Origin of the sequence: Streptacidiphilus jiangxiensis, assembly GCF_900109465.1 — a bacterium.
GTDB classification, from domain to species: Bacteria; Actinomycetota; Actinomycetes; order Streptomycetales; family Streptomycetaceae; genus Streptacidiphilus; species Streptacidiphilus jiangxiensis.
This window is the reverse complement of record NZ_FOAZ01000016.1, coordinates 197,732-218,992: the sequence shown is the minus strand read 5'-3', so window position 1 is coordinate 218,992 and position 21,261 is coordinate 197,732. Positions and strand designations below refer to the sequence as shown.

Genomic DNA, 21,261 nt, shown 5'->3' with positions numbered 1-21,261 from the left:
TGGCGTGAGCCGCCGCCTCCCCCGCGCCGTCCGAAGCCTGGTCGTCTGCGTCGCGCTGCTCGTCTCCGGGTGCACCGGCGCGTCGACGGGCGCCTCGCACCGGGCCTCCCCCGTGCCCGAGCTCACCCTCGCGCCCGGCGCGGCCCGCCCCGGCCCCACACTGCCGGGCGACTGGCTGACCTACCATCACGACCCGCAGCGCTCCGGCGACGTCCCCGGCGTCCCGGCTCCCGGCGTCCCGGTTGCCGCCCCGGCGTCTGCCGGCCTGCGCCAGGCCTGGCGGGCGGCGTTGGACGGGGCGGTCTACGGTCAGCCGCTGATCGTGCGCGGCACGGTCGTCGCCGCGACCGAGCACGACAGCGTCTACGGCCTGGACCCGGCCACCGGCCGGGTCCGCTGGCACACCTCGCTCGGCACGCCGGAGCCGCTGTCCGCGCTGCCCTGCGGCGGGATCGACCCGCTCGGGATCACCGGCACACCCGTCTACGAGCCCACCACCGGGCTGGTGTTCGCGGTGGCGGAGCTGAACGGTGGCCGGCACGTGCTGGTCGGACTCGATCCGGCGACGGGCGCCGTCCGGGTGCGCCGCGAGGCCGAGCCGCCGCGCGGGGACCGCCTGGCGCACCAGCAGCGCGGTGCGCTGGCCGCCGTCGACGGACGGGTCCTGGTCACCTACGGCGGCCTGGAGGGCGACTGCGGGAACTATGTCGGTTCCGTCGTCTCCGTCCCGGCGACGGGCGCCGGACCGCTTGTCCAGTACAGCGTCCCGACGAGCCGCCAGGGCGGCATCTGGGCGCCGGGCGGCCCGGTCGTCACCCCGGACGGGCGGGTGCTGGTCTCCGTCGGCAACGGCGCGGCCACGCACGGCGCCTGGGACGGCTCCGACTCCGTTGTGGCGCTCTCCCCCGGCCGACTCACCGTCACCGGCGCGTTCGCGCCCACGACCTGGGCCCAGGACAACGCCGAGGACCTCGATCTCGGCTCGCTCACCCCCGCGCTGGTCGGCGACGACGTGCTCGCCGTCGGCAAGCGCGGCACCGGCTACACCCTCGGCCTGGACACCCGGCTGCGCCGCAGCGGCGTCGGCGGCGAACAGGCCCAGGCGCGCCTGTGCGGGGCGTTCGGCTCGGCGGCGGTGCGCGCGCGGACGGTGTTCGTGCCCTGCCCGGGCGAACTGCTCCGCGTCGACGTGGGCCTGGACGGCGTGCCGCGCCCCGGCTGGCACGTCGCGCTGCGGGCGGGAGGCTCGCCGGTGCTGGGCGGCGGCGCGGTGTGGGAGCCGGACTACGGCGCGGGCACGCTGCTGGTGATCGACCAGGCGAGCGGGCGCGTGCTGGCCCGACTGGCGACAGGGGCGCTGCCGCACTTCGCCTCGCCGGTGCTGAGCGGTGACCGCCTGCTGATCGGCACCCTGGCCGGCGTCACCGCGTTCACGGGGGCGTGACGGGCCGCAGGCGCCTGGGCAGTTTGGCGAGGATCGCGTCGTAGGAGTCGTCCACGGCGGCGAGCAGTTCGTCGTCGGGGACGGCGCCGTCGAGCGCGAGGGTGTTCCAGCCGTAACGTCCGACGTAGGCGCTGGCGGTGACGGCGCCCGGGTAGCGCCTCAGCCACTCGTCGGCGGTGTCGCGGTCCGGTCCGCACTTGAGGCCGACGCTGGTGCCGCCGGGCGAGCCGAGGAAGGCGAACACCTTGTCGCCGAGCTTGGCGACCACGTCGCCCTCCCACGGCTCGTCCTGCCAGGCGCCGGGCTTGCCCAGGCAGTAGGCCAGCAGCTCCGACCGCTCCATCGCGACCACCTCCGCCTCGAACTATGACAGCACCACCACCTCCTGCTGCGTGTGCGACCTCATTCGGGAGCGAAGAGAATGGTGCGAGGGGTTCCCCGCACTCGGGAGGACCTGATGAGTACGCATGCGCGTTTCCTGGCCGCCGCAGCCGCGCTCGCCGCGGGACTGCTGGCGGTGACGACCGGAGCCGCCGGCGCCGTGCCCGCCGACTCCGGCTCAGCCAGCCCCTCCGGGCCGCCACCGATGACGATGCCCTCGGGCAGCATGTCGCCCGGCAGCGGCGCCTCCGGCTCCATGGCCAGCACGACCTGGAAGTTCTACGGCGTCAACACCTTCAGCGGCCTGCAGACGTCCAACGGTCAACCGGTCACCAACCCGAGCACCCCGCCCAACGTCGGCGACTACGCGGTGGCGACGGACAACGACTACCTCGGCGACCACACCAGCCACTCCTCGGAGATCTCCGCCACCGACCACCTGTTCTGCCTGTTCACCAAGGCGCCGGCGACGGCGACCTGCTCGGCGCAGATCGCGACGAGCCAGGGCATGTTGCTCGCCGACAACTCCGTCCAGGACTTCTCCTCGCAGGCTCCGACGATGAACTTCAAGATCACCGGTGGCACCGGCGCCTACCAGGGCGCGAAGGGAACGGTCCAGGTGACCAACATCGCGAACACCAACAACGCGGACTTCGTGGTCACCTGGTCCAAGTGATCAGCCCCGGCGGGCAGTGATCAATGGGCGGACGGCGCCGGCTCCAGGACGAAGAGCGGGATCTCGCGGTCGGTCCGCCGCTGGTAGTCGGCGTAGTCCGGGTACGCGGCGACCGCCCACTGCCACCACTGCGCCTTCTCCTCGCCGGTGACCTCCCGGGCCGTCATGTCCTGCCGCACCGGCCCGTCCTGGAGCTCGACGCGCGGGTCGGCCTTGAGGTTGAAGTACCAGACGGGGTGCTTCGGGGCGCCACCCTGGGAGGCGACCACGGCGTAGCGCCCGTCGTGCTCGACCCGCATCAACGGGGTCTTGCGCAGCTTTCCGCTCTTCACGCCGACGGAGGTCAGCAGGACCACGGGCATGCCGCGCAGGCTCGTGCCCTCCGTCCCCCCGGACGACTCGTAGGTCTCGACCTGGGCCCGCACCCAGTCCGTCGGGCTCGGCTCGTACTCACCCTTCAGCGGCATGCGTATCCGTCCCATCGCTCTCGGTGATGTTCGACGCCTCCCATGATTCCACCTGGCCCCCGCCTCCGCACCGAACGGCGGCGGTGAACGCGCGCGGCGGGTGGTCCGGGCGGATCATGGTGGCGACGGCCTGTCGGACAGGCCCTGGACCCGGTCGCGTCCGCGGCGCGGGGTGTCTGCGCGGAGGTGACCTGAGGTGAGCTGGCCGGACGCCGGTGACGAGCTGCGCGAGGACCTCGACGAGGCCCAGCTCGGCAAGCCGGAACCCTGGTACTTCTGCCTGCGCCACCACCGCCCGGAACAGGGGCACGTGTGCCCGGCCCGGTTCCTCCTCGGTCCGTTCGCGACCCAGGAGGAGGCCTCGCACGCACTGGAGAAGGTGCAGGAGAACGAGGAGGCGTGGGAGGCGCAGGAGCGCGCCGAGCGCCCCGGGGGCTCCGAGGGCTCCGAGGGCTCCGAGGGCTCCGAGGGTGGGACCGGCGAGGGGAGCGGCGCATGATGCGGGACATGTCCTCGGACATGGCGCACGACGACAAGGTGCTGCTGTTCACCCTCGCCGACCGCGCCGCTGCCGACGCCGCCTTCGCGGAGGTGAAGGAACTGCCGACGGTCTCCCGCGCGGCGCTGATGGAGCGGGGCGCCGACGGCAAGGTCACCGTCCCGGAGGACTACGATCCGGGCGCGGGCGGCGCGATGGTGGGCTTCGGCACCGTCGGCACGGTCCTCGGGCTGTTCATCGGTCCGCTGGCCGTCGCGGTCGGCATCGGGCTCGGCGCCGGCCTCGGCGTCCTGGCCGACGGCACGCAGGCCGAACAGGGCACGGACACCCTGGTCGGCCTGGCCGCGTGGGTGGATCCGAACAGCTGCCTGCTGGTGGCGGAGATGGTGGAGTCCGACCCGCGCTCCGTCGACGCGATCGCCGAGCGTCACGGTGCGAAGCTGGAACGCGTCCCGGCCGCCGAGGCCGCGCAGTGGCTGGAGGAGCTCCGCGCCAAGGCCGAGGGCGAGACCGAGGCCGACACGGGCTCCTCCTGAGCATCCGGGACGAGGCCTCAGGCAGGGCCGTCCCACCAGGAGAGAACCCGGGCCGCCCGCAGGGTGTTCCACCGGCTCGGGCGGCCGTCTCCGTCCTCCAGGGCGAAGTGGACCTCCCCGGCATGGGTGTTCTCCAGCGGCCAGGTGCCGTCGGCCCGACGGCGGGAACGAACCAGCTCGACCGCCTCGCCGAGCCGCGGATCGCGGACGTCGGCCGCGCGGAAGTACTCCAGGCCGCGCAGGACGTCGTAGTGCCACCGGGTGGGGAAGGAGAACCTCAGCCAGGCGTCGACCGGCACCTCGCCCGTGCTCCGACGGCGGAACAGGGCGCGGTCGAGCAGGTACCGCTCCCCACCACGCAGGGCGGCAGCCACCTCCGGGGAGCCTCCCGTCGCCGCCTCGTACGCGAGCAGGCCCTCGAGGACGCAGATCGTCGAGTCGAACGACGAGACGACGGCACCCTCCTCGGCCCAGCAGTTCCAGCCGCCGTCGTCGAGCCGGTCGGCGAGGAGCCGGGCGACGACGCCGTCGACGTCGACGCCGAAGTAGGAACCCAGAGTCACCAGGCGGCCGTTGATGCACGGCTCGACCTCGCCGTCGAAGAACGGCTCGTCGTTGTACTCCCAACGGCAGTTCGCGGCGACGAGCGCGACCATCGCGCGGGCGGTGTCGTCGGTCGGGTCGAGGCCGAACGCGTGGAGCTCCATCAGCGCCGGCAGCGTCGCGGTCCACGGCTGGCCGCCGTCGTCCGGCGGCTCGCCGCGGCCGGGGAAGTACGCCCCGCCCATCCACTGGCCGTCCTCGTCGCGAGCCGCCAGCAGGCGGGCGCCCCAGCCCTCGGCGGCCACCCGTGCGCGTTCCGCCGCCACCACGTCCTCGGGGGCGCCGAGGAGATCGCGCAGGACCTGCCAGCGGATCGCCGGATCACCGTCGAGGAGCCACTCGCGCACCGGCGACGAGACCGGTTGTCGGCTGCCGGCGCTCCCGCTCATCGCATCGCCCTCCATGCCGGACAGGGTAGGGGCAGGGTCCGACAGCGACGCCGATCCGGCACCGGGGCTCGCCGCACGCACGCACCGCACGGACTCACCGCACGCAGAGGCCGAGCAGGTCGATGACGCAGGACGGACCCGGGGTCACCGCCGGGGCCGGGGTCGGGCCGGAGCGGGTGGTCGGGGAGCCGCCCGCCGCACCGGGCGCGGTCGAGGACGGCGTCGTGATCGGCGGGCTCGGGGCCTGGGTGCCGGGCGCCGCGCTGGTGGCGGCCACGGGCAGCAGCGGCGTGAACGCCGACGAGGCGCCCGTCGTCCAGGTGGTCGGAGCCGGTTCGACGGCGGCGACACCGACGGTGTCACCGGCGCCCGAGGGTTGCGCCGACGGGGCGCCGGTCGGCGTCGACATGCCCGCCAGGCTGGTCGGTGTGGCGCCCACGCCGCCACCGGAACCGCCGCCCGCGCCGAGGCCGTCCACCGTGGGCGCGCTCAGCGGCGCCGAACCCTGTGCGGCGGCCGCGCCGCCGGGCGCCGCGCTGCCCGTCACCGCGCACAGCCCGGCAACGCCGAGCCCCGCGACCAGCAGGGCCGGGGCGAGCCGCCCCGCACGCGAGCGGCGTGAGAGCGGCACCACGGCGTGCGGTGCGGCCACCCGCCGTGGCGGCTCGGGCGACGCGGGCGCGATCGGAACGGCCCCCGTCGACGCTGAGCCTGCCGACAGGAGGGAGGGAAGGGAGGGAGCGGAGGCGCGCTCCGCGAACAACGGCAGCGCCGGCTGTCGCCGCGTCAACGGCTCGTCGGGGCCGACGTAGGGCAGCTTCGTCGCCTCGATGCCGCAACCGGCGCAGGAGTACGCGCCGTTGACGTAGCGGCGGCAGGTCGGGCAGTACCTCACGGCTCCTCCGAACGACGACGCGCACGGACCGGTGGATTCCGGACCTTTCGTCACCGTCGCACCTGCGGTGAGGTCTCTGCGGGGGGTCTGGCAAACTCCCCGCAGAGACCCGACGGGCCTGCTACTCTCCCCCGCTTCAATCCAGCCGCGCGTCGAAGGCCAGTTCGGCCGTCAGTTCCTCCACCCGGTGCTCGGGCAGGCCGCGCGCGACGAACCAGGCGCCGACGTTGCGCACGTCGCGTTCCAGGAAGGACCGGCCGCGCGGGTTGGCGATGACGTCGACGATCTGCGGCACGTCGATGATCACGAGTCGGCCCTGGTGGACCAGGATGTTGTAGGCGGACAGGTCGCCGTGGGCGTAGCCGTCACGGGCCAACAGCGAGAGGCTGTGACCGAGTTGGCTCCACAGGTCGTCCAGGTCCGCATCCTCGGGCCGCACCTGCGCCAGTCGCGGCGCGGCGGCGCCCGACTCGTCGCCGACGAACTCCATCAGGATCTCGGTACCGACGATCTGGACCGGGTAGGGCACGGCCGCGCCGGCCAGCCAGAGCCGGGAGAGCGCGGCGAACTCGGCCCCCGCCCACTGGCCGGCGATGGCCTGCTTGCCGAATTCGCTCCGCTTGGACATGGCCCGGCTGACCCGGGACTCCTTGTGGCTGCGGCCCTCCAGATAGCCCGAGTCGCGATGGAAGAGCCGGTGGTGACCGTCGCGGTAGCGCTTGGCCGCCATCAGGGTGCGCCGGTCGGTGCCCGGGACGGCGCGCTCGACCAGGAAGACGTCGGCCTCCTTGCCGGTCTTCACGATGCCCAACTCGGTGTCGACCGCTCCGAGTTCGGTCACCACCCAGTCGGGTCGCGGCTCGGGGCCCTTCTCGGTGGGGGTGGACCGGTCCCAGGTGGACCAGCGGTCGCCCTGGGGCGGGGTGTCGGCGCCGACGGCGGACGCGGAGGCCTCGTCGGAGTAGTCGGCCTCGTCGTCGCCCTCGGGGAACCACTGGAAGGCCGGGTGGTCGAAGGCGTCGTCGGCGAGGTCGGAACGGCGGCCACGACGGCCACCCTTGGGGGTGATACGGACGAAGGAGTCGCTGTCGGCGAATCGCTTGCGCAAGGGAGGAGTCTCCAGCGGGAGGGCCCGCCGGAGGGCGTCCACGAAGGGGACGCCAGGCTCAGCCGGCGAGCAGGTGACAGAGGGAGGCTTCTGGCGCGCAGACGAAGGCGCGCCGTGTCGTCACGGCAACCATCCTGCGGCTCACCTCCACTCTCATCCCGGCCGGGCAGACACACGCTGGCGACATACGGCACAGCCGTGGCCCGGGCTTGCGGCAACGCGCCAACTCTAGCCGCCTGCCCGGGCCACGCAACCGAATTAATCGCACCTCATCCGTCGAGCCGCGGCTCGCGCTCGCGCGCGGCGACGCCCGCCGCCACCCGCGCCAGGAAGTCCGCCACCGGCAGCGGCGCGGGCCGGGAGCCGTCGCGCAGGCGTGGGGCGACCAGGCCCTGCGCCGCCTCCCGGGCGCCGACCACCACCTGGTACGGAACCAGGCGGGCGGCGCGCACCCGGGCCCCGAGGGTGCCCTGCTCGGGGCCGAGCACCTGGGCCCGCAGACCGAGCTCCAGACAGCGGTCGGCCAGCTCCGCCACCGCCGCGTCCTCCCCGGCCGACAGCGGCAGCAGGGCCACCTGCACCGGCGCGAGCCACGCCGGGAACGCCCCGCCGTAGAGCTCGATCAGGTGCGCGACGGCCCGCTCCACGCTGCCGATGATCGCCCGATGGACCATCACCGGCCGGTGCCGGGCCCCGTCCGCGCCGATGTACTCCAGCTCGAACTGCTCGGGTTGGTGGAAGTCGACCTGGACGGTGGAGAGGGTCGCCTCGCGTCCGGCACCGTCGGCGATCTGCACGTCGATCTTGGGGCCGTAGAAGGCGGCCTCGCCCTCCTGGGCCTCGTAGGGCAGGCCGGACCCGTCCAGCACCTCGGTGAGCAGCTTGGCCGACCGCTCCCACAGCTCCGGAGCGGCCACGTACTTGCCGCCCGCACCGGGCAGCGAGAGCCGGTACCGCACCGGCTCGATGCCGAGCACGCGGTGCGCCTCCCGGATCAGCGCCAGCGCCCTCGCGGCCTCCTCCGCCACCTGGTCGAGGGTGCAGAAGACGTGGCCGTCGTTCAGCTGGATCGCCCGCACCCGGGTCAGGCCGCCCAGCACGCCGGAGAGTTCGGACCGGTACATGCCGCCGAGCTCGGCCAGGCGCAGCGGCAGTTCGCGGTAGCTGCGGGCCCGGGAGCGGTACATCACGGCGTGGTGCGGGCACAGGCTCGGGCGGAGCACCACCTCCTCGGCGCCGAGCCGCATCGGCGGGAACATGTCCTCGCGGTAGTGGGCCCAGTGCCCGGAGCGCTCGTACAGCTCGCGCTTGCCCAGCACCGGCGAGTAGACGTGCCGGTAGCCGGAGCGCCGCTCCAGGTCGCGGACGTACTCCTCCAGTTCGTGGCGGATGACGGCGCCGTCGGGGAGCCAGTAGGGCAGGCCCGCCCCGATCAGCGGGTCGGTGTCGAAGAGCCCGAGCTCACGGCCGAGCTTGCGGTGGTCGTTGCTGCGCTGGTCGTTCATGGCGGTCACCTCGGGACGGGTCGGGAGGACCGGACGAGTGACCGCATGACGAAAGCCCCGGGCGCTCGCCCGGGGCTTGGAGGACTGCAAGCAGCTGTCAGCGCGCCGGGACGGGATCCGGCGTCGTCGTGGGTACGGCTGCGATCTGCATGACTGGGACGCTAGCAGGACGACCGTGCGTGTGCACGGGATTTATGTGTCCCTGGCAAGACGCTCGGCAGAACTGGTTAAGAGTGACGGCGCGTCGCAGCTCGAGGGAGCGTTTTCACAGGTTTGTCACCCACTGTCATCGCTATGGCTCCAAGTGTCACCGGCGTCCTCACCACGCCTGCGGATTCTCCGAACGTCCGACGTGCAGGCCGCTACCGTCCGTGGCGGTCCCCTGCCGACCAACCCCGCTACGCACGGCCCGCCCTGCTCGCCGTCACGGCGTTGGCAGCGCTGCTGTTCTTCTGGCGGATCGACCAGGCCTCGTTCCACGGCTTCTACGCGAACGCCGCGCGCAGTGGCTCGGAGAGCTGGAAGGCCTTCGTCTTCGGCTCGTTCGACCCCGCGAGCACCATCACCCTCGACAAGCTGCCCGGCTTCGTGTGGCCGCAGGCGCTCTCCGCCCGGATCTTCGGGTTCCACGCCTGGTCGGTGGCGTTGCCGCAGGCCGTCGAGGGCGTGTTGGCGGTGCTGGTGCTGTACAAGGCGGTGCGTCAGTGGGCCGGCGCCAACGCCGCGTTGCTCGCCTGCGGGCTGTTCGCACTGACGCCGGTGGTGGCGGGCCTGTTCCGCACCTCGGTCGAGGACCCCGCCTTCACCCTGCTGCTGATCTGCGCGGCGGAGGCTGCCCAGCGGGCCGCCACGACCGGCCGGCTGCGGACCCTGCTCGCCGCCGGCATCTGGGTGGGTCTGGCGTTCCAGACCAAGATGCTGGAGGCGTGGGCCGTGCTTCCCGCCCTCGCCCTGGTCTACCTGCTCGCCGCGCCCGCGCCGCTGCGCCGCCGCCTCGCGCACCTCGCCGTGGCCGGGGCGGTCATGCTGGCCGTCTCGGCGTCCTGGATCGCGCTGGTGACGCTGACCCCGGCGAAGGACCGACCGTACGTGGACGGCACCACGGACAACTCCGCCTACAGCATGGTGGTGGGCTACAACTTCCTGAACCGCTTCTCGTCGGTGGGCGTGGACGCCTCCGACACCGGCAGCATCCAGGCCGTCCGCGGTGGCGGGGGCGGGGGCGGCTCCCGGCACGGCCTCGGCGGGACCTCGGCCTCGGCCGGCGCGGCGGGCACGGGTGGCGCGGCGGGGACCGGCTCCGGTGCCGGCTCAGGTGCCGCGTCGGCGCAGGCGCTGGCGGCGCGGGCCGCCGTGCTCGGCGGCGGTGGGGGGAGTGACGGCGGCTGGGGCAAGATGTTCGGCTCCGCCGTCGCCTCGCAGACGGGCTGGCTCTACCCGCTCGCCGCGCTCTCCCTGGTCTTCGGCATCCTGTGGCGCGGTCGGCGTCCGCGCACCGACCGGCTCCGCGCCGGCTACCTGATGTGGGGCACCTGGCTGGCCGTCTTCTTCCTCGCCTTCAGCGCGGGCAGCGTCGGCGGCCACACCTACTACATGGGCGTGATCGCCACCGCGCTGGCCGCGACGAGCGGCGCGGGTCTGGTCGCGATGTGGCGCGCCTACCGCGCGGGCGGCCGCGGGGCCGTCGTCCTCCCGGTGGCCGTCGCCGCCACGGCGGCCTGGGCGGCGTGGCTGGCACATCCGTTCCCGACGTTCCGCCCGTGGGCGGTGCCGCTCTCCGTCGCGGCGGCCGCGGTCGCCGCCGCGCTGCTCGCGGTGGGGCGGGTGCCGCGCCTGGCACGACCGCGTCTCGCGGCCGTCGGTGTGGCGGCCGGTCTCCTGGCCGTCGTCGTGACTCCCGCCGCGTGGGCCGTCTCGGTCCTGGGCGGCGGTTCGGGTGGCGGCATGGCGTCGATGATGGGCTCGGTCGGCCCGACGGCCCGTGGCGGCGGCCTCGCCGCGGCGTTCGGGGGCGGGGCCCAGCGAGAGGGCCGCCACGGCTTCGGCGGCGGGTTCGGCTCCGGCGGTGGGTCCGGCTTCGGCTCCGGCGGCGGGTACGCCGCGTTCGGGGGCGGCCGTCACGGCACGGGTCGCACCGGCGCCGCCGGGGGTGGCGGCGGTGGCGCGTTCGACGGGTTCACCGGCTCGACGACGCTGACGGCCTCGCAGCAGAGGCTGTTCGACTACGTCTCCGCCCACGACGGCGGGGCGAGCTACCTGATGGCGACGTCCAGCTGGAGCACGGCCTCGCCGTTCATCCTGGCCACGGGCAAGGAGGTGATGCCGATGGGCGGCTTCACCGGAGCGGTGCCGAGCCCGACGCTTGCTCGGTTCCGACAGCTCGTCTCCACGCACCAGCTGCGCTTCGTCCTGCTCGGTGGCGGCATGGGCGGTGGTGGCGTGGGCGCGGCCGCCGGGCAGTCGCAGGGCGGCGGTGCGGTCCAGAGCTGGGTGCGACAGGCCTGCGCCGTCGTTCCTCCGGCCGCCTACGGCGGCACGGCCGCTGCCTCCTCGACCGCACCCGACCTCGGCGCCTTCGGCGGAGGACTCGGCGGAGGATTCAGCCGCGGCGCGTCCGCGCAGTCGCTCTACCTCTGCGGCGGCGACGCGTGATCACGCCGTGAAGCGCTCCACGTAACGGCGTTGCCAGGGCGTCTCGACGGCGTGCCGGGAGTAGTGGGCGCGCACGTAGGCGACGGCCTCCTGCGGCGGCACGCCGTCCAGGACCGCGAGGCACGCCAGTGCCGTCCCGGTCCTCCCCCGTCCGGCGGTGCAGGCGACCTCGACCCGGGACGCAGCCGCCCGTGTCCAGGCGTCGCGCAGGGAACGGGCGGCGGCGTCCTTGTCGGCGGGCAGCCGGAAGTCCGGCCAACGCAGCCAGGTCTGTTCCCAGGCGGTCGCCGGCGGCTGCTCGCCCTGGAGGTACAGGCCGAAGTCCGGCGGCGGACCGGCGGGGAGGGGGTCGCGCAGCCCCCTGCCCCGCACGGTCCGGCCGGACGGCAGCGTCAGCAGGCCAGGGGTGTCGAGGTCCCAGGTCAGCGGCATCGGGCCAGCGTATCGGCCGGGCCAGGCGCCGGTGCCGGCGCCTGGCCTCGATATCCGAAGGCGCGAAGGCGGTGCAATCTGCAATGATCCCGGGCGGAGGGATAATCCATGAACCGTCTGTTCGGCCCTTACCGGTCCGTCTTCGCCATCCAGGGCAGCCGAGCTCTGTTCGCCGTCGCGCTTCTCACCCGCATCCCGGGTACCGCCAAGGGCATGCTGCTGACGCTGCATGTCGTCCTCGACCAGCATCGCGGCTACGGCGCCGCCGGTGTCGTCGCGATGGCGCTGACCCTCGGGTTCGCCCTCGGCTCCCCCGTCGCCGGACGCATGGTGGACCGGCACGGCCTGCGGCCGGTGCTGGTCGTGACGGGCGTCGCCGAGTCCCTCTACTGGGTGATCGCGCCTTCGCTCTCGTATCCGCTGCTGGTCGGGGCGACGTTCCTCGGCGGGCTGGTGTCGGTGCCCGTCTTCCCGGTGATCCGACAGGCGGTCGCCGCTCACGTGCCGGGCGGGCTGCGACGGCAGGCCTTCGCCCTGGACTCGATGATCGTCGAGCTCGCGTACATGGTCGGCCCCGCCGTCGCCGTGATCGCGGTGACCGGCGTTCACACCGCCACCCCGTCGATGTACGCGATCGCCGCGCTGACCCTCGGCGCGGTCGTCGGCATGTGGCCGCTGGGGCGGATCCTGACCCGCCATCCGGTGCCCCTCGGCACCGACGCCACCGACCCGCGCACGCAGGCGCCCGCGAAGCTGCCGCGCGGCACCTGGCTGAACCCGGGACTGATCCTGGTCCTGGCCATGTGCACCGCCGCGAACCTGACCCTGTCGGGCACCGAGGTCTCCGTGGTGGCGAGCCTTCGCCAGCACGGCGAGACGCAGTGGGCGGGTGTCACGATCATCGCCTGGTGCGCTGCCTCCCTGGTCGGCGGCTTCTGGCACGGGTCGACGGCCCGGCCGCGCCGCCTGCCGGTGCTGATGCTGCTGCTCGGGCTCGGCACCATCCCGGTCGGGATCGTCGGCGCCCTGGGCTGGCAGTGGACCTGCCTGGCGCTGGTCCCCGCCGGATTCGTCTGCGCGCCGACCATCGCGTCGACCGCCGAGGCGATCAGCGGGGCCGTCCCGGCCTCCGCGCGCGGGCAGGCGATGGGCCTGCAGGCGGCGGCGCTGACGCTGGGCGGATCACTCGGCGCGCCGCTGGCCGGATCGGTCATCGACCACTTCTCGGCCGTGTGGGGCTTCGCCGTCGCGGGTGTCATCGGCACGGCGCTGGCAGCACTCGCGCTGGCCCACGAGCGCTTCTCCGGCGCACACGCGCGGTCCGACGGCGCAGCGGCCGTCGTCGCCTCGGCCGACGTCACGGCATCGGTTCAGGCGCGAGCCGCTGTCGCGGCGTCGGATGACGTGTCGGCCGCGTCGGCCCCGTCGCCCGCCGCCGGGGCCGTCGCCCAGGCCGAGGCCGAGACTCAGGCCGATCCGAGGATCTGCGCCAAGTCGTAGCGGACCGGCTCGTCCAGCTGCCCGTACGTGCAGCCGGCCGGCTCCCGGTCCGGGCGCCAGCGGCGGAACTGCGTGGTGTGCCGGAAGCGGTCGCCCTGCATGTGGTCGTAGGCGACCTCGATGACCCGCTCCGGCCGGAGCGGCACCCAGGAGAGATCCTTGGTGCCGGTCCAGCGGCTGGTCGCGCCGGGCATCCGTGAACTCGCCTGCGCCTCCTCGTCGGCCCACTCCGCCCACGGGTGGCCGTCGCCGGGCGCCATCCGCAGCGGCGCGAGCTCCTCGACCAGTTCGGCGCGCCTCTTCATCGGGAACGAGGCGCAGACACCCACGTGCTGCAGGCGTCCGGTGTCGTCGTAGAGGCCGAGCAGCAGCGAGCCGACAATCGGGCCGCTCTTGTGCTCGCGGTAGCCGGCGACGACGCAGTCTGCGGTGCGCTCGTGCTTGATCTTGAACATCACCCGCTGGTCCGGCGCGTAGACGGCGTCCAGCGGCTTGGCGATGACGCCGTCCAGCCCAGCTCCCTCGAACTGCTCGAACCAGCGCTGGGCCTCCGCGGCGTCCAACGTGGCGGGCGCCAGGTACAGCGGCGGCGCGACGGCGGCGAAGACCTCCTCCAGCGCCGCCCGGCGGTCCCGTTGCGGCTCCGCCATCAGGCTGCGCTCGTCGAGGGCGAGCAGGTCGAAGGCGACGAAGGAGGCCGGCGTCTGCTCGGCGAGCAACCGGACGCGCGAGTCCGCCGGGTGGATCCGCTCGGTCAGGGCGTCGAAGTCCAGGTGGTCGTGACGGACCAGGATGATCTCTCCGTCCACGACGCACCGCTGCGGCAGCTGCGCCTCCAGTTGGGTGACCACCTCCGGGAAGTACCGGGTGAGCGGCTTGCCGGTGCGACTGCCGATGACGGTCTGCGCCCCGTCCCGGTGGATCACCGCGCGGAAGCCGTCCCATTTGGCCTCGTAGAGCATCCCGGCCGGGATCTTGGCGACGGACTTCGCGAGCATCGGCTTGACGGGCGGCATCACGGGCAGGTCCATGCCCCGATTCTGCGGCGCCCGGCGCCCCGGCGCCCGACGGGCGGGCCCGCCGGGCACGTCCTACGGTGAGCTGCATGGGCGAAGCGATGGAGCTGGAGATCGGCGGGCGCGTGGTGCGCGTCACCAACCCGAGCAAGGTCTACTTCCCTGACACCGGCTTCACCAAGCTCGACGTGGCACGCTACTTCGAGGCCGTCGCACCGGGCGCGCTGCGCGCGGTCCGCGACCGGCCCACCACGCTGCAGCGCTTCGTCGACGGGATCGGCGGCGAGGCCTTCTACCAGAAGCGGATCCCGCGCGACCTGCCCGACTGGATCCCCAGCGCCCGGGTGGCGTTCCCGAGCGGCCGGCCCGCCGACGAGATGTGCCCGACCGAGGAGGCGGCCGTCCTGTGGGCGGTCAACCGCGGCACTCTGACGTTCCACCCCTGGCCGGTCCGCAGCGCCGACACCGACCACCCGGACGAACTCCGCATCGACCTCGACCCGCAGCCCGGCACCGACTTCGCCGACGCGGCCCGCGCCGCCCTGGAACTGCGGAAGATCCTCACCGAGCTGGGGCTCGTCGGCTGGCCCAAGACCTCCGGCGGCCGCGGCCTCCACGTCTTCGTCCCGATCAAGCCGAGATGGGACTTCGTCGAGGTCCGCCACGCGGTCATCGCGATCGGGCGGGAGCTGGAGCGCCGCATGCCGGACCGGGTCACCACCGCCTGGTGGAAGGAGGAGCGCGGCGAGCGCATCTTCGTCGACTTCAACCAGACGGCCCGCGACCGCACCATCGCCTCGGCGTACTCCATCCGCCCGTTCCCGAACGCTCCCGTCTCGGCACCACTGCACTGGGACGAGGTCGACCAGGTCCGCCCGGACCTCTTCGACCTCACCACCATGCCCGCCCGCTACGCGGAACTGGGCGACGTCCACGCGGAGATGGACGCCGAACGCCATGACCTCACCGCCGCCCTGGCGCTGCACCAGCAGGACATCGACGAACGCGGCCTGGGCGACATGCCCTACCCGCCGGAGTACCCGAAGATGCCGGGCGAACCGAAGCGCGTCCAACCCAGCCGCGCCCGCCACGACACCGACGAAGCAGACGCTGCTCACCCAGAATGAGGAAGTCCCGAGCGCGCTCGGGAACGCTCTGGAAGGCGTTGGAGCGGCCGACGCCGGCAGACGCGGCTTAGCATGCGGTCTCGAAACGAGACCGTACCCGCCTTGGGAGGCCGTCCTTGAGCCCGACCAGTGCCCACCCCGAGTCCAGCACCGAGCTGCACGAAGCGCTCGGCCGGATCCTCGCCGACAGGTTCACCTGCCGTCAGTTCCGGCCCGACCCGGTCCCCCGCGGCACCATCGAACGACTGCTGGAACTGGCCCAGCGCACGCCCTCCTGGTGCAACACCCAGCCCTGGCACGTGCACCTCACCGAAGGCGCCGCGACCGAGGAGCTGCGCACCAAGCTGACGGCCCATGTCCAGAGCCACCCGGCCGCCCCCGACTTCCCCTTCCCCACCCGGTACACCGGGGTCCACCGGCAGCGCCGACGCGAGTGCGGCTTCCAGTTGTACGACAGTCTCGGCATCGCGAAGGGCGACCAGGAACGGACGCTGCGCCAGATGATGCGGAACTTCGAGTTGTTCGACGCGCCGCACGTCGCGATCATCACCACCGAGGCCGACCTCGGCGTCTACGGCGCCGTCGACTGCGGCCTCTACATCAACACCTTCCTCCTCGCCGCCCACAGCCTCGGCCTGGCCGCCGCGCCCCAGGCGGCCCTCGCCTCCTACTCGGACTTCCTCCGCGCCCACTTCGCCATCCCGGACAACCGGCGCGTGGTGGCCGCCATCTCCTTCGGCCACCCCGACACCGACCACCCCGTCAACTCGTTCCGCACCACCCGCGAACAGCCCGGCAACGCCGTCACCTGGCACACGGGCGGCGCCGCGGACGCCACGACCCGTCACCGCGTCGCCTCGCCCTCGCCCTCGCCCTCGCCCTCGCCACGCTGACGAGAGCGAGCCATGGAGCGTCGTCGAGTGTGAAATCGTGTGGACCGCCCGCGCCCACACCGCCCTGTGGCGGGACAGGAAGGAACGACGCCATGAGCCCTCGGGACACCGACCGCTTGCACCTCCTGGAGGACGCGGTCCTCAACCACTCCACCGCCTTCGGCGAGGAGGAGCGCTCCCGGCTCGGACTGCGCGGTCTGCTGCCCTTCGCCGTGGAGACCCTGGACCAGCAGGTGCGGCGTGCCTACGCCGCCTACGGCGACCAGCCCACCGACCTGGCCCGGCACATCAATCTGCGCGCGCTGCAGGACAACAACGAGACGCTCTTCTACCGGCTGCTGCGCGACCACGTCGAGGAGATGCTCCCGATCGTCTACACCCCCACCGTCGCGGAGGCCTGTCGGCACTTCAGCCAGATCTACCGGAGGCCGCGCGGACTGTTCGTCGCCTACCCCGACCGCGAGCACCTCACCGAGATCCTGCGCAACCGCCCGCACCGCGACGTGGACGTGATCGTGGTGACCGACGGGCAGCGCATCCTCGGCATCGGCGACCAGGGCATCGGCGGGATGGGCATCCCGATCGGCAAGCTCTCCCTCTACACCGCCCTGGGCGGGATCGACCCCGCCAGGACCCTGCCGATCGTGCTGGACGTGGGCACCGACAACGCGGACCTGCTCGACGACCCGATGTACCTCGGCTGGCGCCACCCGCGCATCGACGACGCGGAGTACCACGCGTTCATCGAGCAGTTCGTCACCGCCGTCGAGGCCGAGCTGCCCGGAACGCTCCTGCAGTGGGAGGATTTCGCCACCCCGCACGCGCTGCCGATCCTCGAGCGCTACCGGGACCGGCTGCTGACCTTCAACGACGACATCCAGGGCACCGCGGCCGTGGCCATGGCCGCGCTCACCGCCGGCTGCCGCGCCAGCGGCACCAAGCTGACCGAGCAGCGCGTGGTCATGCTGGGCGCCGGCTCCGCGGGCGTCGGGGTGTGCGAGCAGATCGTGCGCGCCATGACCGCGGCAGGCCTGAGCGAGCAGGCGGCCCGCGAGCGCATCCACGTGGTCGACATCCGAGGCCTGCTGACCGAGGACCGCACCGATCTCGACCCCGCCCAGCGGCGCCTGGCCCAACCGGCGGACGCCGTGCCCTCCACCACGGCCGGCCCCGCCGGCCTGGCCGACGTCGTCGCCGCCGTGCGCCCCACCGCCCTGGTCGGCCTGTCCACCGCCACCGGAGCGTTCACCGAGCAGATCGTGCGCACCATGCACGCGCACTGCGACCGGCCTGTCATCATGCCCCTGTCCAACCCGACCAGCCGCAGCGAGGCCGCCCCGCAGGACCTGCTGGACTGGACCGACGGGCGCGCCCTGATCGCCACCGGTTCGCCGTTCCCCCAGGCGCGTTACGGCGGGCGGGAGGTGCCGGTCGCGCAGTGCAACAACGTCTACATCTTCCCCGGCATCGGTCTGGCCGTGACCGCCGTCCGCGCCACCCGCGTGACGGACGCGATGATGACCGCCGCCGCCGAAGCCGTCGCGGAGAGCGTCGACACCCACGCGCAGGTCCCCTCCCTGCTCCCCGAGCGAGCGCACCTGGCGGACACCGCGACCGCCGTCGCGCGCGCCGTCGCCAGGGCCGCGGTCACCGACGGCGTCGCCCCGCACCTGAGCGACGAGGAGATCGACGACGCGGTCAGGGCCACCCGCTGGCGGGCCGAATACCTTCACCACCACGCCCAGGCCTGAACGCCGGGCCGCGCGGAGGCACGCCCCGAGGCTCGGAGCGGAAACGCTCCGGCCCGGGCCGGCCCCGAAGCTCGGCGCGTTCCACGTCACCTGCTCGGTGATCTTCGGGTCGGCCCTCAGGACGGCGGCACGCGGATACGCGACGGCCTCCCGCTGCGCATGGCCGAGGGTCTCCAGGAGCCGGTCGACCTCGTCGCTCCGGTTTGTCGACTCGGCGGCCTTGGCAGTCAGTCGCCGGGGTGCGCCATGGAGTCGATGGCGATGGCGGCGGCCAGCACCGCGGCGTGGTCGACGCCCGGGCCGATGGTCAGGCCGTAGGTGTCCCGCATCCGGAACCACTTCTTGGACACCTCGGCGACCTTGATCCCGTCGCGTTCGAGGGTGTACTCGTGCTCGACGACGTTGCCGTGGACGGTCAGGTCCGGCTGGTCGGGCTGCTCCACCTTCCAGCGGTCGTGAACCGGACTGACCAGGGCCTTCTTCACCAGGGCGATCCGGTTGCCGTCCCCGTCCTCGATCTCCATCGACTCCTTGATCCGCATGGGGCGCCCCTGCACCGTGGCGACCCTGCGTCCCTGCATGTCCTTGATGGCGTAGGTGTGGCGCAGCCGCAGCGCCTTGCCGTCGACCTTGTAGACGTGGTCGCCGGCCTCGTCGTCGATCCAGTAGTCGTCGCCGATGGCGAACATCTTCTGCTGCATCCGGTAGCGGGTGACGTCCTCCCCGTGGTCGAAGGCGTGGTTGGCGTGGCGGCGGGCGCGTCGCTCCTCGAACATCCCTCGTACCTCCTCGCTTCGCTGGGGGGAGCCTATGGGCCCGTCCCGGCCCCCGCATCCGCACGGGCCGGGGGCAGCGTGCCTGCTCAGTGCCGCCGGTCGGCCGCGCTGACGGTGTACGGCAGTGAGTAGGGTGGTGCGTGCAACAGATCGCCCAGCAGGAACCGCAACGAGGAGCAGATGTGAGCGAGTCGGCGTCCGCAGCCGTGCAGCAGGAGATCGCCCGGGAACTCCAGGTCGCCGAGGTCTTCGAGGCCGAGCAGGAGATCGAGCGCCGGGTGGCCTTCCTCACCGAGCGGCTCACCTCCACCGGCCTGCGCTGCCTGGTCCTCGGCATCAGCGGCGGCGTCGACTCCACCACGACGGGCCGACTGTGCCAGCTGGCCGTGGAGCGGGCGCGCGCCGCCGGACACGAGGCGCGGTTCTACGCGATGCGGCTGCCCTACGGGGTGCAGGGCGACGAGCACGACGCCCAGCTCGCGCTCTCCTTCATCCGGGCCGACGAGGTGCTGACCGTCGACGTGAAGCCGGCGAGCGACGCCGCGCTCGAGGCCTCGCTGGCCGGTGGTGTGACCTTCCGCGACGCCCACCACCAGGACTTCGTGCACGGCAACATCAAGGCCCGCCAGCGCATGATCGCCCAGTACGCGGTGGCCGGCGCCTACAACGGCCTGGTCGTCGGCACCGACCACGCCGCCGAGGCGGTCTCCGGCTTCTTCACCAAGTTCGGCGACGGCGCCGCGGACGTGGTCCCGCTGACCGGCCTGACCAAGCGCCGGGTGCGCGCCGTCGCGGACACGCTGGGCGCGCCGGCCGAGCTGGTCTGGAAGGTCCCCACGGCCGACCTGGAGACCCTCGCCCCGGGCAAGGCCGACGAGGACGCGCTCGGCGTGACCTACGACGACATCGACGACTTCCTGGAGGGCAAGCCGGTGGGCGACCGGGTCTTCCGCACGATCGTGGACCGCTACCGCCTGACCGAGCACAAGCGTCAGCTTCCGATCGCCCCCTGACGCCGCGCTACCCCAGGCTGGTGAGCTCCGCGTAGGCGGTGACCGGCCGGTCGTCGTCCCCGACGGCGACCGCGCCGACGTATCCGTCCGGCCGGACCAGGATCCGGCCGGACGCCAGCCCGAAGCGGGCCGCCGCACGTCCCTCGGGGTCCGCCGCCACGACGTCGAAGCCGTCGACGGGGGCGCTGGTCGCGGCAACCAGAACCTGCCGCACGCCGGGGAGCCGCACCGCTGCCGGCAGCGCGTGGGGGCCGCCGAGAGTCACCAGCACGGGCCCGGTCTCGGCGGACAGCAGCCGGCGCAGGTCGGTGCCCGCGACGTCGGGCAGGTGGTCGCCGGGGGTGATGTCGGCGTGCGCCGCCGGGGGCACGACGGCCGGGCTGTCGTGGTACGCCACCCGCACCTCCTCCGTCTCGTCGGCCAGCGCCTGGCGAGCCGGACCGAGGCCGGTGGCCGTGTGCAGCAGCGCGTTGCGCAGACCCTGGGCGAGGGGGTTGGCCAGCGTGCTGAGGTGGGTGAGCCTGGTGCTGAACTCGATGACGCGGGCCGCGACCGGGTGACGCTCGGCGTGGTAGCTGTCGAGCAGCGTCTCGGACGCCGTCCCCGCGTGGGCGGCGGCGAGCTTCCAGCCCAGGTTGAAGGCGTCCTGGAGGCCGGTGTTCATGCCCTGGCCACCGGCCGGGCTGTGGATGTGCGCCGCGTCGCCCGCCAGGAAGACCCGCCCGGACCGGTACTGCGGCACCTGGGCGTGGCGGATCTCGAAGCAGGTCAGCCAGAGCGCGTCGTGGATCCGGATCCGACCGGCGGCCCGCTCGTCGGTGATCCGCTGCAGCCACTCCTGGCTCGCCTCGTCCGTGGACGCGGTGGGGATCTGGGCGATCAGCCGCATCCGGTCGCCCTTCATCGGGAAGACCATCAGCGGGCCGTCGTGCGCGGAGAAGAAGGTGTACATCGAGCGCGGATCGAAGTCGTGCCCGGCGTGCACGTCGCCCATCAGGAAGCGCTCGCCGTGGAACGAGCCCTGCAGCGCGGAGCCGATCAGGTGCCGCACCGCGCTGTGCGCGCCGTCCGCGCCGACCAGCCAGGAGGCCGCGACGGTCTCCTCCCGGCCGTCGGCGTCGCGCAGGGTGGCGCGGACGCCGCTGTCGTCCTGCTCCAGCGCGACCAGGGTGAGGCCCCGCTCCACCTGGACCCCGTGCTTGGCCAGGTTCTCGCGCAGGATGCGCTCGGTCTCGGTCTGCGCGGTGACCACCGAGTAGGGGTACGGGCTGTCGACGATGTCGAGCTCGACGCGGGCGATGGTGCGCCCGGACGCGTGCATCTCGACGCCGGTGGCCTTGATGCCGGAGTCGACGATCTCGTCCAGCACGCCGACCCGTTCGAGCATCTCGAGCGTACGGGCGTGCACGACGATCGCCCGCGACTCGGTGGTGGGCGCCGCGAGGACGTCCACGACGCGGACCGGGACATCCCGACGGGCCAGTTCGCCCGCCACCGCGAGCCCGACGGGACCTGCGCCGACAACGAGAATCGGGTCACTCATGCTGTGAACCCCACCTTTTCTGTTCTCAACTCGACCTGAGCGTGTGTGAGGGTAG

At 73.3% G+C, this 21,261-nt stretch carries 20 protein-coding genes; 10 read left to right on the top strand and 10 right to left on the bottom strand.

What is annotated here, in order from left to right:
- The first annotated feature begins 4 nt into the window (after positions 1-4).
- Positions 5-1,444 (top strand): outer membrane protein assembly factor BamB family protein, encoded by a 1,440-nt coding sequence (locus BMY61_RS28105; RefSeq protein WP_161791291.1) that lies wholly within the window; start codon positions 5-7, stop codon positions 1,442-1,444.
- Here BMY61_RS28105 and BMY61_RS28100 read toward each other — a convergent pair.
- Entirely contained in the window at positions 1,431-1,787 is a 357-nt protein-coding gene (locus tag BMY61_RS28100; protein ID WP_042451584.1) for an MmcQ/YjbR family DNA-binding protein, read from the bottom strand. The two genes, BMY61_RS28105 and BMY61_RS28100, sit on opposite strands and share 14 nt — an antisense overlap.
- Before the next feature lie 114 nt (positions 1,788-1,901).
- On the opposite strand from BMY61_RS28100, the gene BMY61_RS28095 reads away from it, so the two are divergent.
- Positions 1,902-2,501: a hypothetical protein gene (locus BMY61_RS28095; RefSeq protein ID WP_042451409.1), complete on the top strand. Its 600-nt coding sequence runs from the start codon at positions 1,902-1,904 to the stop codon at positions 2,499-2,501.
- A gap of 20 nt (positions 2,502-2,521) precedes the next feature.
- Here BMY61_RS28095 and BMY61_RS28090 read toward each other — a convergent pair whose 3' ends face one another.
- Positions 2,522-2,968, bottom strand: coding sequence for a nitroreductase family deazaflavin-dependent oxidoreductase (locus tag BMY61_RS28090; protein ID WP_042451411.1), 447 nt, complete (start codon positions 2,966-2,968; stop codon positions 2,522-2,524).
- A 196-nt stretch (positions 2,969-3,164) separates the two neighbouring features.
- Between BMY61_RS28090 and BMY61_RS46515 the strand changes: the two genes are divergently transcribed.
- A complete protein-coding gene (locus BMY61_RS46515) occupies positions 3,165-3,467 on the top strand; it encodes a hypothetical protein (RefSeq protein WP_174514520.1) in 303 nt (100 codons plus the stop codon).
- An 8-nt stretch (positions 3,468-3,475) separates the two neighbouring features.
- A complete protein-coding gene (locus tag BMY61_RS28080; RefSeq protein WP_143094546.1) occupies positions 3,476-4,003 on the top strand; it encodes a histidine kinase in 528 nt (175 codons plus the stop codon).
- 17 nt (positions 4,004-4,020) lie between these two features.
- Here the strand turns inward: BMY61_RS28080 and BMY61_RS28075 are convergent, their stop codons facing one another.
- From BMY61_RS28075 to thrS, 4 genes are all read right to left on the bottom strand, one after another.
- On the bottom strand, positions 4,021-5,010 hold the full coding sequence (locus tag BMY61_RS28075) for a hypothetical protein (RefSeq protein ID WP_218162004.1): 990 nt from the start codon (positions 5,008-5,010) through the stop codon (positions 4,021-4,023).
- Between the two features lie 79 nt (positions 5,011-5,089).
- Positions 5,090-5,890, bottom strand: coding sequence for a hypothetical protein (locus tag BMY61_RS28070; protein WP_042451414.1), 801 nt, complete (start codon positions 5,888-5,890; stop codon positions 5,090-5,092).
- A gap of 136 nt (positions 5,891-6,026) precedes the next feature.
- The gene (locus BMY61_RS28065) at positions 6,027-6,998 is read right to left on the bottom strand and encodes a serine protein kinase RIO (protein ID WP_042451416.1); all 972 of its coding nucleotides are present in this window, start codon (positions 6,996-6,998) and stop codon (positions 6,027-6,029) included.
- A gap of 269 nt (positions 6,999-7,267) precedes the next feature.
- Positions 7,268-8,503: a threonine--tRNA ligase gene (gene thrS, locus BMY61_RS28060; RefSeq protein ID WP_042451418.1), complete on the bottom strand. Its 1,236-nt coding sequence runs from the start codon at positions 8,501-8,503 to the stop codon at positions 7,268-7,270.
- A gap of 294 nt (positions 8,504-8,797) precedes the next feature.
- Between thrS and BMY61_RS28055 the strand changes: the two genes are divergently transcribed.
- Positions 8,798-11,155 (top strand): ArnT family glycosyltransferase, encoded by a 2,358-nt coding sequence (locus tag BMY61_RS28055; RefSeq protein WP_082015218.1) that lies wholly within the window; start codon positions 8,798-8,800, stop codon positions 11,153-11,155.
- Here the strand turns inward: BMY61_RS28055 and BMY61_RS28050 are convergent, their stop codons facing one another.
- Positions 11,156-11,587, bottom strand: a complete 432-nt coding sequence (locus BMY61_RS28050; protein WP_042451420.1) for a protein-tyrosine phosphatase family protein — start codon at positions 11,585-11,587, stop codon at positions 11,156-11,158.
- A gap of 108 nt (positions 11,588-11,695) precedes the next feature.
- Here BMY61_RS28050 and BMY61_RS28045 point away from each other — a divergent pair, with 108 nt between their 5' ends.
- Complete coding sequence (locus tag BMY61_RS28045; RefSeq protein WP_052438953.1) at positions 11,696-13,087, top strand: MFS transporter; 1,392 nt, start codon at positions 11,696-11,698, stop codon at positions 13,085-13,087.
- Here the strand turns inward: BMY61_RS28045 and BMY61_RS28040 are convergent.
- Entirely contained in the window at positions 13,054-14,118 is a 1,065-nt protein-coding gene (locus BMY61_RS28040; RefSeq protein WP_042451421.1) for an ATP-dependent DNA ligase, read from the bottom strand. The genes BMY61_RS28045 and BMY61_RS28040 overlap by 34 nt on opposite strands.
- An 86-nt stretch (positions 14,119-14,204) precedes the next feature.
- Here BMY61_RS28040 and ligD point away from each other — a divergent pair, with 86 nt between their 5' ends.
- The 3 genes from ligD to BMY61_RS28025 all read left to right on the top strand — a co-directional run bounded on the left by ligD (position 14,205) and on the right by BMY61_RS28025 (position 17,874).
- Entirely contained in the window at positions 14,205-15,230 is a 1,026-nt protein-coding gene (gene ligD / locus BMY61_RS28035; protein WP_042451593.1) for a non-homologous end-joining DNA ligase, read from the top strand.
- A gap of 116 nt (positions 15,231-15,346) precedes the next feature.
- Complete coding sequence (locus BMY61_RS28030; RefSeq protein ID WP_063773307.1) at positions 15,347-16,123, top strand: nitroreductase; 777 nt, start codon at positions 15,347-15,349, stop codon at positions 16,121-16,123.
- 92 nt (positions 16,124-16,215) lie between these two features.
- On the top strand, positions 16,216-17,874 hold the full coding sequence (locus tag BMY61_RS28025; protein ID WP_042451423.1) for an NAD-dependent malic enzyme: 1,659 nt from the start codon (positions 16,216-16,218) through the stop codon (positions 17,872-17,874).
- A 227-nt stretch (positions 17,875-18,101) separates the two neighbouring features.
- Here BMY61_RS28025 and BMY61_RS28020 read toward each other — a convergent pair whose 3' ends face one another.
- On the bottom strand, positions 18,102-18,650 hold the full coding sequence (locus BMY61_RS28020; protein WP_052438954.1) for an LURP-one-related/scramblase family protein: 549 nt from the start codon (positions 18,648-18,650) through the stop codon (positions 18,102-18,104).
- 182 nt (positions 18,651-18,832) lie between these two features.
- On the opposite strand from BMY61_RS28020, the gene nadE reads away from it, so the two are divergent.
- Complete coding sequence (gene nadE / locus BMY61_RS28015) at positions 18,833-19,663, top strand: ammonia-dependent NAD(+) synthetase (RefSeq protein ID WP_042451425.1); 831 nt, start codon at positions 18,833-18,835, stop codon at positions 19,661-19,663.
- A gap of 7 nt (positions 19,664-19,670) precedes the next feature.
- On the opposite strand, the gene BMY61_RS28010 is transcribed toward nadE, so the two are convergent.
- Entirely contained in the window at positions 19,671-21,206 is a 1,536-nt protein-coding gene (locus tag BMY61_RS28010; protein ID WP_042451427.1) for an FAD-dependent monooxygenase, read from the bottom strand.
- Positions 21,207-21,261: the final 55 nt, after the last annotated feature.